Source organism: Isosphaeraceae bacterium EP7 (assembly GCA_038400315.1).
GTDB lineage: Bacteria > Planctomycetota > Planctomycetia > Isosphaerales > Isosphaeraceae > EP7.
Genome location: CP151667.1, coordinates 1,875,266 through 1,890,155, shown reverse-complemented (window position 1 = coordinate 1,890,155; position 14,890 = coordinate 1,875,266). Strand labels below are relative to the sequence as shown.

The window sequence follows — 14,890 nt, the reverse complement described above, 5'->3', positions numbered from 1 at the left end:
TAAGGTTCAATAGAATGATGTGGGCGGCCGGCGTGTGATCAATCGAACTTCGATGTCGAGCCATAATCGTGCATACGTTTGGCCCCGAGATTGCATCCTCGAATGGCGACCTCGATGGACGTTAGGGTCCACGAGGACTTACCAGGCCTCGTACGTCGCGAACGGGGTTGCCCTATTTGATGGTTCGCGATTCAACCTGATCACTGGTCGGAAAGGCCGCTTCCATGCGGGAGACGGATCGATCGGGCCGGAAGCCGGGCCAGCTTGACGTGGCTGTCAACGAGCGAGAGGCCCCCGGAACCGAGGGGTGTAAGGTGCTCGTCGTCGAGGACAATCTCGAGCTTGCCCAGAATCTTGGACGACTCGTCCGGATCCTGGGGCATGAGCCGAGGATTGCCCTCAGCGGACCGGACGGTCTCGAAGAGGTGCTACGGTGTCGGCCCGACGTTCTCCTCTGCGATATCGGCCTTCCAGGTATGGATGGCAATGACCTGGCCCGTGCCATTCGGGCCGATTCCTCGCTGGCCCATATTCGACTGATCGCCATGTCGGGCGGAGATCTCGACCAGGACCGCGACCAGATCCTTGCCGCCGGCTTCGACTATTTCTTGCCTAAACCGCTGACCTTCGACCATCTCCGCCAGGTCTTGCACGACGCAATCCACGGCGTCGGTCGCCACTGATCCCGCCCAAGCTTGCCGAAGAGGAACTAAATCAGCTGCGACAGCGGTACGAGCCGCCCCTTGACGGCTACGGGCGGGTCGAGCCACCGAGTCTTGGGCAAGACCCTGGGCACGAACGTGTCGAGGACCTCGGGCTGGAACTTCGAGATCCGGTCGAGGGTCCGATCGATCTTCGAGCTTCGCGCCGCGTGGAGCAGGCCGAGCACGTAATTATCGTCGCCCAGCAAATCGTCCCTCGACAGGGCACCCAGGCGAAATCCCTCTCGCAGCGCGTCCGCGAACTCGTTGTAGATGTAAGATTCGGTGGGGCTCGCCCACAGGTCCCGGTTCATCACCGAGAACAGCAGCGCAGCCTCCCTGGCCACCGCCGGGTCATCGAACGCGATTGTCCTATCCACGACCGTCGTCGCCTTCAGAATCCGCTGAGCGGCCGACCGATCGACCACCCCGCAGGCGACCCCGTCCCGCAGGAAATAGTCGAGCCGATCGGCACAAAGCATGGGCAAGGGGCGTTCCAGCAGCGGGTAGATCGAGTCGTCGTGGAACATCTCGGGTTCGAAGCCGAGGCCCCGGATTGCCCGTTCCAGGTCGGGCCGGTGGAGGAACTCCGGCTTCAGCCGCTCGTGATGGTCCTGCTCCTCCGAGGCGAAGACGAAGTCGACCGCGTGCGAGAACGCCGTGTGCGAGATATCGTGCAGAAGGCCGGCCACCTGCTCGATCAGGTCGGCCCCTAAACGACGCAGCAAGACGTAGACGCCCAGGCTGTGCTCGTGCCGGGTCACCGTCTTGAACGGGTAGGCGAACGCCGAAGGACCCGCCTGGCGGATCCCTTTCAGACGTTCGAATGTTGGACACTCAATGATCCGGAGAATTCCCGGTTCGTCGACCGATACCTCGCCGTAAACCCGGTCGCACCAACGCATTGAACGCCCCGCACGGACAAACGGCCATCCTCGAGATCGACGATGTACGATTGTCCGCCAGTCGGGCCGGGGTTTCCAGGCCAAGTTCACCCGCCCGACAATCCCCTGAACCCCTCTTTGGACTCAGGGCGCATGGCGTGTTGCGTTCGTCGCCCTGGCAGAATCGAGGTGGGCCCGGAAATCCTCGTACCGGCAGAGATCTCCCGATCGCCAGAAGATGGCCATCACGCGGCGGATGCAGCAAGTGCAGCTCACCTCTCCCGTGGGGATGTCCCTCAGCAGATCATAGGCATCGTCCCAGCGCTCAAGCCGCCCGTACAGCGAGGCCAGCACGATCCGATAGACAGCGCGGTCGGGGGCCAGTTCGTGCGACCGCTCCATCACCGGGATCACGTCCGCGGGGCTCGCTCCCAGCCGCCGCATGTAATAAGCGGTGCCGAAAAGTGCCTCGTGGCAACTCGGCTCGCGGTCCGACCAGGTCTGGCAGACCCCCAAGGCACCGGTCAGGTCACCCAGCGTCCCCAGGCCAGATGCCACCGCCGGCAGCAGGAACGTGGGGCAGCGCGGATCGCCCGCGAGGTGCTGATACATGTCATGAGCAAGGTCGGTTTTCCCCGTCTTCGCATAGCAATCGGCCAGGGCACATTGAGGTGCGTGCCCCATCGGCACCAGCATGCTGGCCATTTCCAGGGCTTCGCAGGCCCCGGCATGGTCGCCGGATCGCTGCCTGAGAAGGCCTCTCATCTCCCAGAGCTCGCCGTTGTCCGGCTCGGCCTCGACCGCTTCCCCCGCGAGCCGGTCGGCCTCCTCAAGCCGGCCCTCCCTCAGCAGCTCGAAGCAACGCTCCACGACTTGTGGATTCGCTCGCATGGTGGAATTCCTCGTTCCGTGGGGATGTCGGTCAATTCGAAGGCCAGCAATCTCAGTTGAAACTGAGATTCAATCTCATCATTGGACGATAGCCAATGGTTGCTCGGGCTGTCAAGTCGCCGGGCGTGGTTCGTTGAGAATCCTGGAACACGTCCATGGACCCTCCGTCCTGAGTGGAGAATGAGATCTCGGTGGTCGGGAATTGGGAGGCATTGATGGTGCACTGAAACGCGGGTCGTTGGGTTGTTCCCGTCGTCCAACCGCGAGGTTAGGATGATCGGCAGGGTCGAGCGCAAGGTTGGGCATGGCCGGATTCCTCGGCCTTCGCCCGCGGGTTGTCGAGGTTTGGGGCAGGCTGGTCGGGTCGTCTCGCGACGGCCTCGGGCCTCGCGCGTGCCCCGGCCGAAACGTGGAGAATACGACGTGGCGGGAACCAGCACGCTCTCTGATCGTCGGCGGCCCGGGCACGCATGGCCCGCGGCCTGGTTCGGGTCCCTGCTGGCCCTGGGCCTGGCCGGTTGCGGAGGCGGCGAACCGGCTGCGCCTCCCGCGGGCGGGACTGCCCCGGGCGGGGCTGTCTCGACGACGGCGGCCACTGCGAAGCCGAGGTTCCTGTTCATCACGAATAGCAACGCGGATTGGTGGACGGCTGTTGAGAAGGGGATGACCGACGGCGGCGAGGCCTTCGGCTGCCAGGTTGAGATGAGGCGCAACGAGAAGGAAGTTCCCGGCCAGATCAGGCTCCTGGAAGACGCGATCAGCCTACCCGACGTCAAGGGCGTGGCCGTCTCGGTCTATGAGGCCAGCGCCCCGGGAATCGCCGACGCCATGCGTGAATTGCAGAAGCAAGGGAAGCTGGTCATCGCCATCGACTCGGACATTGCCCCTGCCGCCGCCGATGCGCGGGCGGCCTATATCGGAACGAACAACCGCGAGGCGGGGCGTGCCGCGGGCCACGCGGCGGCCACGATCCGGCCGCAGGGAGGGAAGGTCTGCGTCTTCGTCGGCACCTCGTCGGCGGCCAACGCGATCGAACGCCGCGAGGGATTCTTCGAAGGGGCCGGCGACAAGTTCATTCAGACCGAGATCTTCGACGACGGCTCGGACAAGGCCCGAGCCGCCTCGAACGTGCAGACGGCCCTGAGCAAGTATGACGACGTTGGCGTTTTGCTCGGCCTCTGGTCGTACAACGCTCCCAGGATCGCCGAGGAGGCGAGCGCCTCGCCCGAGATGCGCAAGAAGCTGAACGTCGTGACCTTCGACCTCGATGAGCTGGCCGTCGGCCACCTCGAAGGGGGCCGGATCGACGCCACGATCTGCCAGAATCCTTACGAGATCGGCTATCAGGGGGTCAAGCTCCTGAAGGCCCTGGCGGACAAGGACGACGCGGCGGTCAAAGCCGTGCTGCCCGACGGCAAGTCCCGAGACACCGGGGTCCGAGTGATCGTGCCGTCGAAAGACTCGCCGGTGAAGGGCGAGAATGTGATCACGATTGAAGAGATGAAAACGTGGATGTCCGGGAAGGGCCTGAAGTCGTCATGAGCGTCGCCCCAGCCAGTCCGCCGTCGCAGTCCCCGGCCCCGGCCCGAGGATTCTCGCTGCCCAAAGAGGGGGGCCTGGTCGTCGGCATCCTGGCGATGCTGGCGATCATCTTCCTGATCGAGCCGAACCACTCGTTCTTCTCGGCCTACAGCCTGCGCACGGTGATCCATCAGATCGCCCTGTTCGGTGGCCTGGCCCTGGGCGCGGCCATCGTCATCATCGCCGGCGGCATCGACCTGTCCGTCGGGGCCGTGGTCGCCCTGGCGTCGGTGGTCTCGGCCAAGCTGGTCACCGAGTGGCTGCCCGGGGCGAGCGCCGGGCCGACCCCTCCCTCCGCGGCGGTCGTCGCATCGGCCATTGCACTGACGTTGCTGATGGGCCTCTGCGTCGGCCTGCTGCACGCCTGGCTGATCAACCAGCTGGGCCTGCCGCCATTCATCGCCACCCTGGCGACGATGTCTGGCCTGCGGAGCCTGGCCACCCTGATCAGCAAGAACAAGTCGATCAACGTCTCGTTCGACTCGTATCGTCTGCTCGGCAGCGATCCCTGGTACACGGTCCCGATCTTCGTCTGCCTGGCCCTGGTGGCGTCGATCATGATGAACTGGACCGTTCTGGGGCGGCATCTGTACGCGCTCGGGGGCAACGAGGCGGCGGCCCGCCTGAGCGGCCTGCCCACGAAGCGCCTCAAGGCGGTGGCCTACATCGTCTCCAGCATGCTCGCGTCGCTCGCCGGCATTCTGTTCACGGGCAAGAGCGGCCAGGGTTCCAGTACGATGGGCGTCTCGTACGAACTGTACGCAATCACCGCGGCCGTCGTCGGCGGTTGCAGCCTGGCCGGCGGAGTCGGCTCAATCCGGGGCACCGTCCTCGGCCTGATCCTGATCCAGGTCGTCATCAAGGGGACCGGCCTGGCCACCCCGCGTGACTGGGGCATCGACTCGACCCAGATCGAGGGCCTCGTCCTGGGTCTGGTCGTCATCACGGCCGTCGCCGTCAACCAAGGACGGATCAACTGGCTCGGCATCCCGCTCCGGCTCGTTCGTCGAAGCCCGGGCAAGTCCGGCTGAAGCGACGAGACGCGTGCCCTTCGAGGAAACCTCGCCCCCGGTGAAGACGTCCTGTACGGCTCGTCTTCGCCCCTTGTGAGCGAGGCGGAGCCTTCCTCGACATGACGACTCCGGAATGCTCCGCAGCGATCGCCGGGTCTGAAACGCCTCGACCGGGATTCAAACGAAACGACCTGCCGAGCCCAAGGGCTCGGCAGGTCGTTTTTGAATCGTGGCCTGTTCTCTCGGCGATCAACGCTTGGAGAACTGGAAGCTCTTGCGTGCCTTCTTGTGGCCGTACTTTTTACGCTCGACCTTGCGGGCGTCACGAGTGAGGAACTCGTGTTCGCGCAGGACGGGCTCGACGTCGGGCCGGAAGTCCTTCAGGGCGCGGGAGAGGCCGAGGAGGACGGCGCCCGCCTGGCTGTGCTTGCCGCTACCACGGACATTGACGAAGACGTCGATGCGTCCGCCCATCTCGGTGACGGCCAGGGGGGCGCGGGCGTTGACCTGCTGGGTGATGACGGGGAAGTAGGCGTCGACTTCCAGGCCATTGACCTGGTAGACGCCGGTCCCTTCCTTGATGCGGACGCGGGCGACGGCGGTCTTGCGGCGCCCGGTGCCCCAGATGTACGGATTGGTGGCCGTCGGCATGATGCTCGTTGATCCCCTGGTCACGAGCCATCGACGGCTCGACCAAACTGATGATGCCAGTGTTTCGGAGTGTCGCGATCGTCCGACTCGAAGGTCGTCCGGTTGTCGGCAGGCACCTCGGAGCCCGGCTGTTCAGGCCGGGCGAGGCGTCCATCCGCTCATTCGGCGGCCGTGGTCTCGGGCGTCTCGGCGACGGGAGTCACGGTGGGGACGATGGCCGTGGCGTCAGCAGAGGCCTTGACGCGGTGCGGGCGTGGGGCCTTCTCAACCTTGGGGGTAAAGATCCCGCCCGAGGAGGAGGGGCGGCCCGACTTGGCGTCGAGCGGCTGCGGGGCTTGCGCCTGATGCGGGTGACCGGTGCCAACATAGAGCTTGAGCTTCGACATCATGTGTCGACCCATCTTGCTCTTGGGCATCATGCGCTGGATGGCAAGTTCCAGGACCCGCTCGGGGCGGCGCTGGAGCAGCTTCCAGGCTTCCTCTTCCTTCTGACCGCCGGGGTGGCCGGAGTAGCGCTGGTACGACTTCTGCCGCCACTTGTTGCCGGTGAAGACAACCTTCTCGACGTTGGTGACGACGATATAGTCGCCGGTGTCGATGTGGGCGGTGTACGTCGGCCGGTGCTTGCCCATCAGGATCGGCGCGATCTGCGCGGCGAGCCGGCCCACGACCTGGTCGGTCGCGTCGATCACGTACCACTGCGGGGTCAGCTCGTTCGCCTTCGCCTGATAGCAATTCATAACGATGAACTACCTGAACTGTCTAGAACCGCGTCCGGTGTCGTCCATGTCCGACTTCTGACATAGCGAAACGGACATCTTACGGATTGAACACGATGCGTCAAGGTCAGTTCAACCCCGACCGGTCGATGGGTCGCCCCTTCGACCTATCGGCGGGATTGAGCTCGTGAGCCGAAGCCGGCTTCACTCGTCGAGGTCGCCTTCGTCGTCGTCATCTGCCACGGGGATCACCCCGTTGGCCTTGGCACCGGCACCGCGGATGGCGAGGATCTTGTTCGCCAGCTCGTCGGCCAGTGCGGGGTCGTCGCGGAGAACGTTCTTGACGTTCTCACGCCCCTGCCCCAGGCGTCGATCGCCGTAGTTGAACCACGAGCCCGACTTCTCGATGAGCTTGTCAGCGAGGGCCAGGTCGAGCAGGTCCCCTTCGCGGGAGATCCCGCCATTGTACATCATATCAAATTCGCAGACGCGGAACGGCGGGGCGACCTTGTTCTTGACGATCTTGACCTTCACGCGGCTGCCGGTGATCTCCTCGCCGTCCTTCACCGGTCCGATACGCCGGACGTCGATCCGGCAGCTGCTATAGAACTTGAGGGCGCGACCGCCCGGGGTCGTCTCGGGGCTGCCGAACATCACGCCGATCTTCTCGCGGATCTGATTGATGAAGATCAGGACGCACTTCGACTTGGAGACTTTACCCGTCAGCTTGCGCAGGGCCTGGCTCATCAGCCTGGCTTGCAGGCCGACGAAGTTATCGCCGATTTCCCCTTCGAGCTCAGCCCTGGGGACGAGCGCCGCGACGCTGTCGATGACGATGATGTCGAGGGCGTTGCAGGTGATCAGCTCCTCGGCGATCTGGAGCGCCTCCTCGGCGCTGCCGGGCTGGCTGACCAGTAGCGACTCGATGTCGACGCCCAGCTTCTTGCACCAGGCGGGGTCGAGGGCATGCTCGGCGTCGATGAACGCGGCGATCCCTCCCAGCTTCTGGGCGTTACCCACGGCGTGCAGCGCGATGGTCGTCTTGCCGCTGGACTCGGGGCCGAAGATCTCGATGATCCGGCCGCGCGGCAGGCCCTTTCCGCCCAGCGACAGGTCGAGCGAGAGGGCACCGGTGCTGATGCCATCGACCTCGAGGGTGCTGTTCGAGCCCAGCTTCATGATCGCGCCGGCGCCGAACGTCTTCTCGATCTGGCTGATCGTGTTATTAAGCGCCTTCGCCTCGGCAGTGATCGCCGCGGTCGTCTTCACCTCGGTCGACTGTCTCTTGGCCACGACCCGCCCTCCCCGACCTGTTCAGGCGATACTGTACACGAGATCAGGAGTTTAGCACCGATTCAGGACTTGCGTCAAGCGGCGATCCCCCCATTTTCGGTGGCTTGCCGCCACCGACGTCCGTGTTCAGGTCGTTGCCAGGGTTCCCTTGGCAAGGACCGCGTAGACTGGGCCTTCGGGGGCCATGGAGGAGCTGTAGGTGACGACTTCGGCGATGGGCATCAGGCCGGCGGCCCAGGTTCGATAGTGAGCAAGCAAGGGACCGATCTCGGCCTGGACCGAGTCAGTCTTTCGGCCGCTGCGAGCGCGCCCCAAGGTAATATGGGGGGAAAACTTGGAATCGGGGGGGTAGCCCAGCGAACGGACGGATCTGGCGATGTCCTGCTGGAGGTCGTTGAGCTGATCGATGGCAGGGCCGGACAGGCCGATCCAGATGGTCCGCGGGTTCTCGGGGCTGGGGAAGCAGCCGAGCGTGCCCAGGATCAGGGAAAACTTTGAATGGGCGACGGTCGTCTCGGTGACGGCCTTGCAGACCTCGCGGAGGTCGGAATGGGCCACGTCGCCGAGGAAGGCGAGGGTCAGGTGGAATTGATCGGGGGCGGTCCAGCGCACGCCCGGTAGCTCGGGCGCGACGAGCGACTGGAGGCGCTGGAGCTTCTTGGTCAGGCGGTCGACGGTGAGCGGGACTGCAATGAAGGTTCGTGTGGTCTCGGCCATGGACGGTCGGGCGGGCCGCAACGACGTTGGTTGCGGCCCGCCGGTCTCCGCAAGTTGGGTTGGGGACGGGGCGGGGTCAGAAGGCCATCATCTGGCGATAATCGGCCAGGCGGTTGTCGATGTCGACACGCTCGGTGCGTTGGAAGCGGCGAAGGCTGAAGTCTTCGACGTTGAGGCTGGCGACGACGCTGCCGTAGGCCATGGCGGTCTTCAGTGCCTCGGCGTCGGTGCGACCGGTGGAGGCGAGATAACCCATGAAACCGCCGGCGAAGCTGTCGCCTGCGCCGGTGGGGTCCACGACGTCGGCCAGGGGGAAGGCGGGCATGACGTAGGACTCGTCCTTGCTCAGGAACATCGCCCCGTGCTCGCCCTTCTTGATGATGACGAATCGCGGGCCGAGGTCGAGGACCTTCCGGCCGGCGCGGACGAGGTTGACCTCTTCGGTCAGCATCCGGGCCTCGCCGTCGTTGAGGACCAGGCCGTCGACTTCCTTGAGCAGGGCGTAAAGGTCGTCGCGCTGAGTCTCGATCCAGAAGTTCATCGTGTCGGCGACGACGAGCTTGCGGCTCTTCGATTGCCTCAGGACGTTGAGCTGCATGGCCGGGCTGCCGTTGGCCAGGAAGACGAACGGGGAGTCGATGAAGGAGGCTGGCAGGTCCGGGTTGAAGGTGCCCAGGACGTTGAGATGGACTTCGAGCGTCTCGGCGACGTTCATGTCCCCCTCATATTTGCCTCGCCAGCGGAAGGTCTCGCCCCCCTTCTCGACGACGAGGCCGCTGGTGTCGATGCCCCGTTCTTCGAGCAAGGTGCGGTGCTGAGGGGGGAAGTCCTCGCCGACCACGCCGACGAGGCGGACTGGGGTGAAGTAGCTGGCCGCGTACGAGAAATAGGTGGCCGAGCCGCCCAGGGCATGCTCCACGATTCCGTGCGGGGTCTGAACCGAATCCAGGGCGATCGAGCCGACGACCAGCAGCGCCATGAGAACCACTCTCCGGGTTGGGCAGGCGGCCGACGCGACAGTGCGTCGGTGACCGGCCCCCTCGCGGGGCCCGGCCGAAGCAAGGTGACCAGCTTAGCGACTGCCCACGCCGCTGCCAATCGGGCCGACTTCCGTCCGGAGTCGTTGCGGCCTACCAATATGGGGCGAGCGCGGCCTTGAATCGGTTCCAGGGGCCCCCCGAACCGGCGGCCGTGTCTTCCTGGTAGCGCATGATCTGGTTGCCGTCCACGACGAGCACCAACCGCTGGCCGTCGGCGGCGAGGGTTGCCGGGTCGTACTCGGGCAGGCTGAAACCGCCCAACGAAGCCCCACCCGAGCGATAGGTCACCCTCAGTGGCCCCTTGCCCGGCGATCCGACGTAGAGACCTGATCGAGCCCCGGGAGCGATCCGATCGATGGTATACGTGCGACCCTCGAAGAGGACGGCGAGCCCCTCGATGGGCGTGGGGCCCTGATTGACGAAGTGGATGGAGCCCTCGGTGATGCTCCAGCGGCTGATCGCGAACTCGATCAGGGCCAGCAGCAAGAGCACCGCCAGGATCAGGGCCCATCGCTTGGTCTTCATCGCGTGACCTCGGGCGTCAGCCTGCGTTGGTCAGCATCTCGATCGTCTTGCGGATCCGGTCGCGACTCGCGTCCCGGCCCAGAATGGCCAGGCAGTCGTAAAGGCCGGGGCCGACCCCTTGACCGGTCGTCGCCACCCTGAGGGCATTGACGACCAGGCCCATATGCAGGCCGTTGGTCTCGGCGAAGGTGTGCACGGCGGCTTCCAGCGTGGGAAGGTCGAAGAGCTCGACGGTCGCCAACAGCTCATTCAGCTGGCCGAGGATGGGCACGACCCCCTCCTTCTTCAGGCGCTTCTTCACCGCGTCCGGGTCGTAGGTCAGCTCATCCTTGAAGAAGTAGCTGCCCAGCTTGACGATGTCTGAAAAGACCTTCAGGCGGTCGCCGAGCGCCAGGACAACGGCCTGAACGCGGGCAAGCTGGGCCTCGGTTGGCGGATCGGTGACGAGGCCTTCGGCGATGAGGAACGGCAGGGAGCCGTCGACTTTTTGGTCGACGGTAAGCTCCTTCATGTACTCGCCCTGGAGCCAGAAGAGCTTGTCGGAGTCGTGGCTGGCGGGGGAGCTGTTCACGCGGTCGAGGGTGAACTTCTCGATCAGCTCGGCGCGGCTGAAGATCTCCTGAGTCCCGTCCAGGCTCCAGCCCAGCCGTGCCAGGTAGTTCATCAGGGCCGCGGGGAGATATCCCTTGCCGATATACTCGTCCAGGCCCACCGCGCCGTCACGCTTGGAGAGCTTCTTCCGCGATCCCGGCGCGGCCACATAGGGGACGTGCGCGAAGGCAGGGAGCGGGTATCCCAGGGCCTCGAAGACGAGGAGCTGGGAGAAGGTGTTGGCCAGATGCTCCTCGGCCCGGACGACGTGCGTGATTTCGAGGTTGGCGTCGTCGACTACGCTGGCGAAGTTGTACAGGGGAGAGCCGTCGGGACGGATGATGACGAAATCGCCCATCTCGTCGGTCTTCTGCTCAACGTCCCCCTTGATCAGGTCGTGGACGACGACTTTCTGGTCCAGCGGGACCCGGAAGCGGAGGGCGTAGGGCCGCCCTTCGGCCTCATACTGGGCGACCAGCGCCGGGTCAGGGTCGGCACCCCGGAATCGATAGGCTTCCTTCCGGGCCTCGACGCGCGCCTTCTCGGCGGCGCGCTCGGGTTCCGTCGAGTAGTCGCGGTAGGCGTGGCCGGAGGCGACGAGCGCGTTGGCGGCCGCCGTGTAGAGATGTTTGCGCTGCGACTGGAAATAGGGCCCGTGGGGTCCGCCGACCTCGGGGCCCTCATCCCAGTCCATGCCCATCCATCGGAAGCCTTCGAGGATCAGGCGGACGGCGTCCTCGACGTGACGCTGCTGGTCGGTGTCGTCGATGCGCAGAATAAACTGGCCACCGTGGTGGCGGGCCAGCAGCCAGTTAAACAGGGCCGTCCGCACCCCGCCGATGTGGAGGAAACCGGTGGGGCTGGGGGCGAACCTTGTGCGCACAGTCATGGTCAAATCGTCGTCCGTCGTCTCGATCCTGCCGAGATCCGCGTCCCCCTCACACATGTCCGGGGGTCGCGGTGCAGGTCACACGATAGGGCCACGACGTCGGGGTTGTCAATCGTGCGGGCCGAGCGGGCCGATGGCGGACGACCTGGAGGCAGGGCTCAAGCAGAGTCTGCCATGAGGACGGTCTTCTCGTATCCCAGGTCCCTGAGGACTTCGAGGACCTCGCTCCAGGTGGGGAAGAGGCGGCCGCTGCTGGCTTTATAGTCCTGCATGGCCTGCATGAACTCCATCTCGGAGTTCGAATAATCGCGGTCGCAGGTCGTCGGGTCGACGAACCGCCGCCGGCCGCTTGCATGGCGGGCCTGGGCCGCCCGCACGGCCTGGGCGGTCGCCCGCTTGTTGGTCCACTGCGCATCGTTCCGGTTGGCATCGGCGACGGTTTCGGGCAGCAAGGCGGCAGGTTGCATATCCACCAGATGCGCTCCTCATCATGGCATCCGGACTGCGATCATCCGGACATACCGGGGACACGCCGTCGCATCCCTGCGGCGTTCCCATCGGCTCTCGTCATTGAGTCCTATTTACGGAGCCAGGCTCAACCCGGGTATTCGACACCCGAGCTAGGGTCCACACTCGCGCCCGAAGTCATCCAAAACCCGAGTCGTCGGCCAACTGGGGTTCCTTCGATCCACAAGCATGATCCATAAAGGCTTGACTCCCCTGGGCCTAACATAAGGCGCAATCTCGGCCGGGGAACGATTTTTTAGGAATTTTCATGTGCGTCGCCGATCGGATGGCGCGATGTTGCAAAGAAAGCACAAGAATGATCGATTGTCAGGAAAATGCTAAGAATTAATAGGCTTGATTGTGACGTAAGTCCATGCAGTCTATGCATTTTCGATAATTTCTGAGGCGTCACAAGGTTGATTCGAATTCAACAAAATTAGGCGTCCCAGGATTGGACTCCGCCTCGCTAGGGGTCGCTTTCTGGAAGACGAGCCATCGGGCCATGGTGAAGCTGATGCCGGTGGCCGCCACGATGCCGACAACTGCGGCTGCTAACTTATGCTGCGCAAAAAAAGCGACTCGCGAAGGAAGGAAGAGTCGGAGGCTCCAGCTTAGCGCGATGCCCAGCGAGTTGCTCAGCGCGTAGGTCAGATATTGACGTACGATCGATCCGCCGCGTGCATAGCTGAATGTCAGGCGGCGATTGAGCAGGAAGTTCCAGGTGAGCGCCAGGGTGATCGACAGGGCCGCGGCGAGAGCGAGGTCGAATGTACCCCCGACGATCGGGACCGAGCTTCGGGCGAGATTGCCACCGCCGAGCAACTTCTGGAACAGCGCATAGGAGCTGAGGTCGACGATCATCCCCGAGGCGCCGACGGCGCAGAATTGGAGGAGTCGCGAGAAGTTGCCGTATCGCTGGTCGGCGAGCTTCTTGAGGTGGCGGAACTCCTGAAGGCCTAGCCGACCGCGCACCGTCCGGGGCGCGACGATCGCGAACTCGGAGCGTCCGCCGCGGTCGACATTGGTGAGCATCTCCCAGAGGAGGTGATCGCCCGAAGGCCTCAACTCGTCCACGATCTCGTCGAGCCGCTCGCGCTTGATGCCGACCAGCCCGGACATCGGGTCGCTCGTCCCGGTGAGCAAGTGCATCATCGTCCCGTAGAGTCGCCCAACCGGCCGTCCTTTGCCGCCCTTGAACCGGCTGGCGACGACGAGGTCGGCCTCGGTCTCGGCCAGATGGGCGACGAAGTCGACGACATCGTCCGGCCTGAAGTCGAAGCCCGGGTCCATCAGGACCAGGAGGTCGCCGGATGCCCGCCTGAGCCCCTCGACCCCGGCCCTCGCCAGCCCAGTTTCGTCGATCCGGATCGAGCCGATGGCGTCGGACTCGGAGCCGGTCGAATCGGAGACCACCAGGAATTCGACGTCATGCCCCGCTTCGGCCAGTCCATGCCGCGAGCGTGCGACGCGATCGCTGAAATCCGGGGAAAGGGCGGTCGTCGGGACAATCAGGCTGACGCGGGCCATGGGCGGCTCATCTCCAGGACGCGGCGGCTCGGTCGTTGAGCGTGCGGGCTTGCCGGGGAGGGCGCACGACCTCGGTGCGCGGTACCGACGATGAGACGGACGCAGGCACGTCTCTCAAGGGACGGCGAGGGGGTGGTCCACCGTCGAACCATCGAAGAGACGATCGAGGCTCGTCTCGTCGAGGTCGCGGTCGATCCAGCCGCCCCCCAGGACGAGCCCTTCGTCATCGTAAAGGGTGACGACCTGGCCCGGAGTGACGGCACGCTGGGGGGTCTCGAACCGGACGGCAACATGGCCGTCTGGGAGACCGACTGCCAGGGCCCGCACGGCCTTGTGTTTGGCGCGGATCTGGGCCATGCAGGGCAGCGTGCCGGTCGGGGCGGGGACGTGCCAGTTGAACTTGGAGGCGTCCAGCCCGGGGCGGTCGAGCGACTCGCGGCGGCCGACGACAACCTTATGAGTCAGTGGCTCAATCTGGACGACGTAGCGGGGCGAGCCGACGGACAGACCCAGCCCGCGCCTCTGGCCGATGGTGAAAGCCTCGATCCCCGAGTGTTGCCCCAGATCGGTCCCGTCCTCGTCGATCATCGGGCCGGCGACGCCCAGGTCAGGGCGGCGAGCCCGGATCAGCGAGAGGTAGTCGTCGTCGGGAACGAAGCAGATGTCCTGGCTGTCGGGCTTGTCGTGAACAGGCAGGCCCATGGTGCGGGCCATCTCGCGGATCTCGGCCTTGTCGAAGCCGCCCACGGGAAGCAGCACGTTGTTCAGCAGTTCCGGACGAAGGCCGAAGAGGACGTAGGATTGATCCTTGCTCGGGTCGAGGGCACGAGCCACCCGAGGGAGGCCGGCGGCGTCGCGGACAATCCGAGCATAATGGCCGGTCGCCACGTAGTCGGCCCCGACCTGCTTTCCGTACGACCAGAGCTTGCCGAACTTCAGCCAGATGTTGCAGAGCACGCAGGGGTTGGGCGTGCGACCCTCGGCATACTCGTCGGCGAACTGGTCGATGATCCGCTTGAATTCACCCTCGAAGTCGAGCGTATAAAAGGGGATGTCCAGGCGGTCGGCCACCGAGCGGGCATCGAGCGCGTCGGTCAGGCTGCAACAGGTCTTGGCCTTGCGTTCGGGGGCATCGCCGTGATCCCCGGTGCGCATGAAGAGGCCGATGACCTCGTGCCCCGCCTGCTTCAGCAGGGCCGCCGCCACCGAGCTATCCACCCCGCCACTCATCGCCACGACGACCCGACTCGGCATCGCTGCACCTACCTCCGCGCTGGGTCACTGGCGACCGGGAATCATTCCCGATGAGTTTCGATCGTAGTCGCTGGCGTCCTCCCGGGGCAAGCCGGATGCTCGGTGTG

At 64.9% G+C, this 14,890-nt stretch carries 14 protein-coding genes and 1 pseudogene; 3 read left to right on the top strand and 12 right to left on the bottom strand.

Features of this window, described 5'->3' with window-relative positions:
• Positions 1–224: 224 nt before the first annotated feature.
• The gene (locus tag EP7_RS07335; protein WP_463527175.1) at positions 225–683 is read left to right on the top strand and encodes a response regulator; all 459 of its coding nucleotides are present in this window, start codon (positions 225–227) and stop codon (positions 681–683) included.
• 26 nt (positions 684–709) lie between these two features.
• Here the strand turns inward: EP7_RS07335 and EP7_RS07330 are convergent, their stop codons facing one another.
• Together EP7_RS07330 and EP7_RS07325 are read right to left on the bottom strand one after the other, a co-directional pair.
• Positions 710–1,606, bottom strand: coding sequence for an HD domain-containing protein (locus tag EP7_RS07330; protein WP_463527174.1), 897 nt, complete (start codon positions 1,604–1,606; stop codon positions 710–712).
• Between the two features lie 123 nt (positions 1,607–1,729).
• Entirely contained in the window at positions 1,730–2,476 is a 747-nt protein-coding gene (locus tag EP7_RS07325) for a tetratricopeptide repeat protein (RefSeq protein ID WP_463527173.1), read from the bottom strand.
• A 423-nt stretch (positions 2,477–2,899) separates the two neighbouring features.
• On the opposite strand from EP7_RS07325, the gene EP7_RS07320 reads away from it, so the two are divergent.
• Together EP7_RS07320 and EP7_RS07315 are read left to right on the top strand one after the other, a co-directional pair.
• Entirely contained in the window at positions 2,900–4,018 is a 1,119-nt protein-coding gene (locus EP7_RS07320) for a substrate-binding domain-containing protein (RefSeq protein ID WP_463527172.1), read from the top strand.
• Positions 4,015–5,088, top strand: a complete 1,074-nt coding sequence (locus EP7_RS07315) for an ABC transporter permease (protein ID WP_463527171.1) — start codon at positions 4,015–4,017, stop codon at positions 5,086–5,088. The genes EP7_RS07320 and EP7_RS07315 overlap by 4 nt, the downstream gene beginning before the upstream one ends.
• Before the next feature lie 231 nt (positions 5,089–5,319).
• Here the strand turns inward: EP7_RS07315 and rpsI are convergent, their stop codons facing one another.
• The 10 genes and pseudogenes from rpsI to mnmA all read right to left on the bottom strand — a co-directional run bounded on the left by rpsI (position 5,320) and on the right by mnmA (position 14,783).
• The gene (gene rpsI, locus EP7_RS07310; RefSeq protein ID WP_463527170.1) at positions 5,320–5,721 is read right to left on the bottom strand and encodes a 30S ribosomal protein S9; all 402 of its coding nucleotides are present in this window, start codon (positions 5,719–5,721) and stop codon (positions 5,320–5,322) included.
• Positions 5,722–6,038: 317 nt separating this feature from the next.
• Positions 6,039–6,461: pseudogene (gene rplM / locus EP7_RS07305) on the bottom strand (50S ribosomal protein L13); the annotation flags it as partial.
• Between the two features lie 183 nt (positions 6,462–6,644).
• On the bottom strand, positions 6,645–7,733 hold the full coding sequence (gene recA, locus EP7_RS07300) for a recombinase RecA (RefSeq protein WP_463527168.1): 1,089 nt from the start codon (positions 7,731–7,733) through the stop codon (positions 6,645–6,647).
• Positions 7,734–7,859: 126 nt separating this feature from the next.
• On the bottom strand, positions 7,860–8,450 hold the full coding sequence (gene thpR / locus EP7_RS07295) for an RNA 2',3'-cyclic phosphodiesterase (RefSeq protein ID WP_463527167.1): 591 nt from the start codon (positions 8,448–8,450) through the stop codon (positions 7,860–7,862).
• Between the two features lie 76 nt (positions 8,451–8,526).
• A complete protein-coding gene (locus EP7_RS07290) occupies positions 8,527–9,429 on the bottom strand; it encodes a PfkB family carbohydrate kinase (RefSeq protein ID WP_463527166.1) in 903 nt (300 codons plus the stop codon).
• 151 nt (positions 9,430–9,580) lie between these two features.
• Positions 9,581–10,015 carry a hypothetical protein gene (locus EP7_RS07285; RefSeq protein WP_463527165.1) on the bottom strand — a complete coding sequence of 145 codons (435 nt, stop codon included), beginning with the start codon at positions 10,013–10,015 and terminating at the stop codon, positions 9,581–9,583.
• A gap of 16 nt (positions 10,016–10,031) precedes the next feature.
• Entirely contained in the window at positions 10,032–11,495 is a 1,464-nt protein-coding gene (gene gltX / locus EP7_RS07280) for a glutamate--tRNA ligase (protein WP_463527164.1), read from the bottom strand.
• A 158-nt stretch (positions 11,496–11,653) separates the two neighbouring features.
• Positions 11,654–11,962 (bottom strand): hypothetical protein, encoded by a 309-nt coding sequence (locus EP7_RS07275; protein WP_463528379.1) that lies wholly within the window; start codon positions 11,960–11,962, stop codon positions 11,654–11,656.
• Positions 11,963–12,410: 448 nt separating this feature from the next.
• Entirely contained in the window at positions 12,411–13,529 is a 1,119-nt protein-coding gene (locus EP7_RS07270; RefSeq protein WP_463527163.1) for a GtrA family protein, read from the bottom strand.
• A gap of 114 nt (positions 13,530–13,643) precedes the next feature.
• Positions 13,644–14,783: a tRNA 2-thiouridine(34) synthase MnmA gene (gene mnmA / locus EP7_RS07265; RefSeq protein ID WP_463527162.1), complete on the bottom strand. Its 1,140-nt coding sequence runs from the start codon at positions 14,781–14,783 to the stop codon at positions 13,644–13,646.
• Between the last annotated feature and the right edge of the window lie 107 nt (positions 14,784–14,890).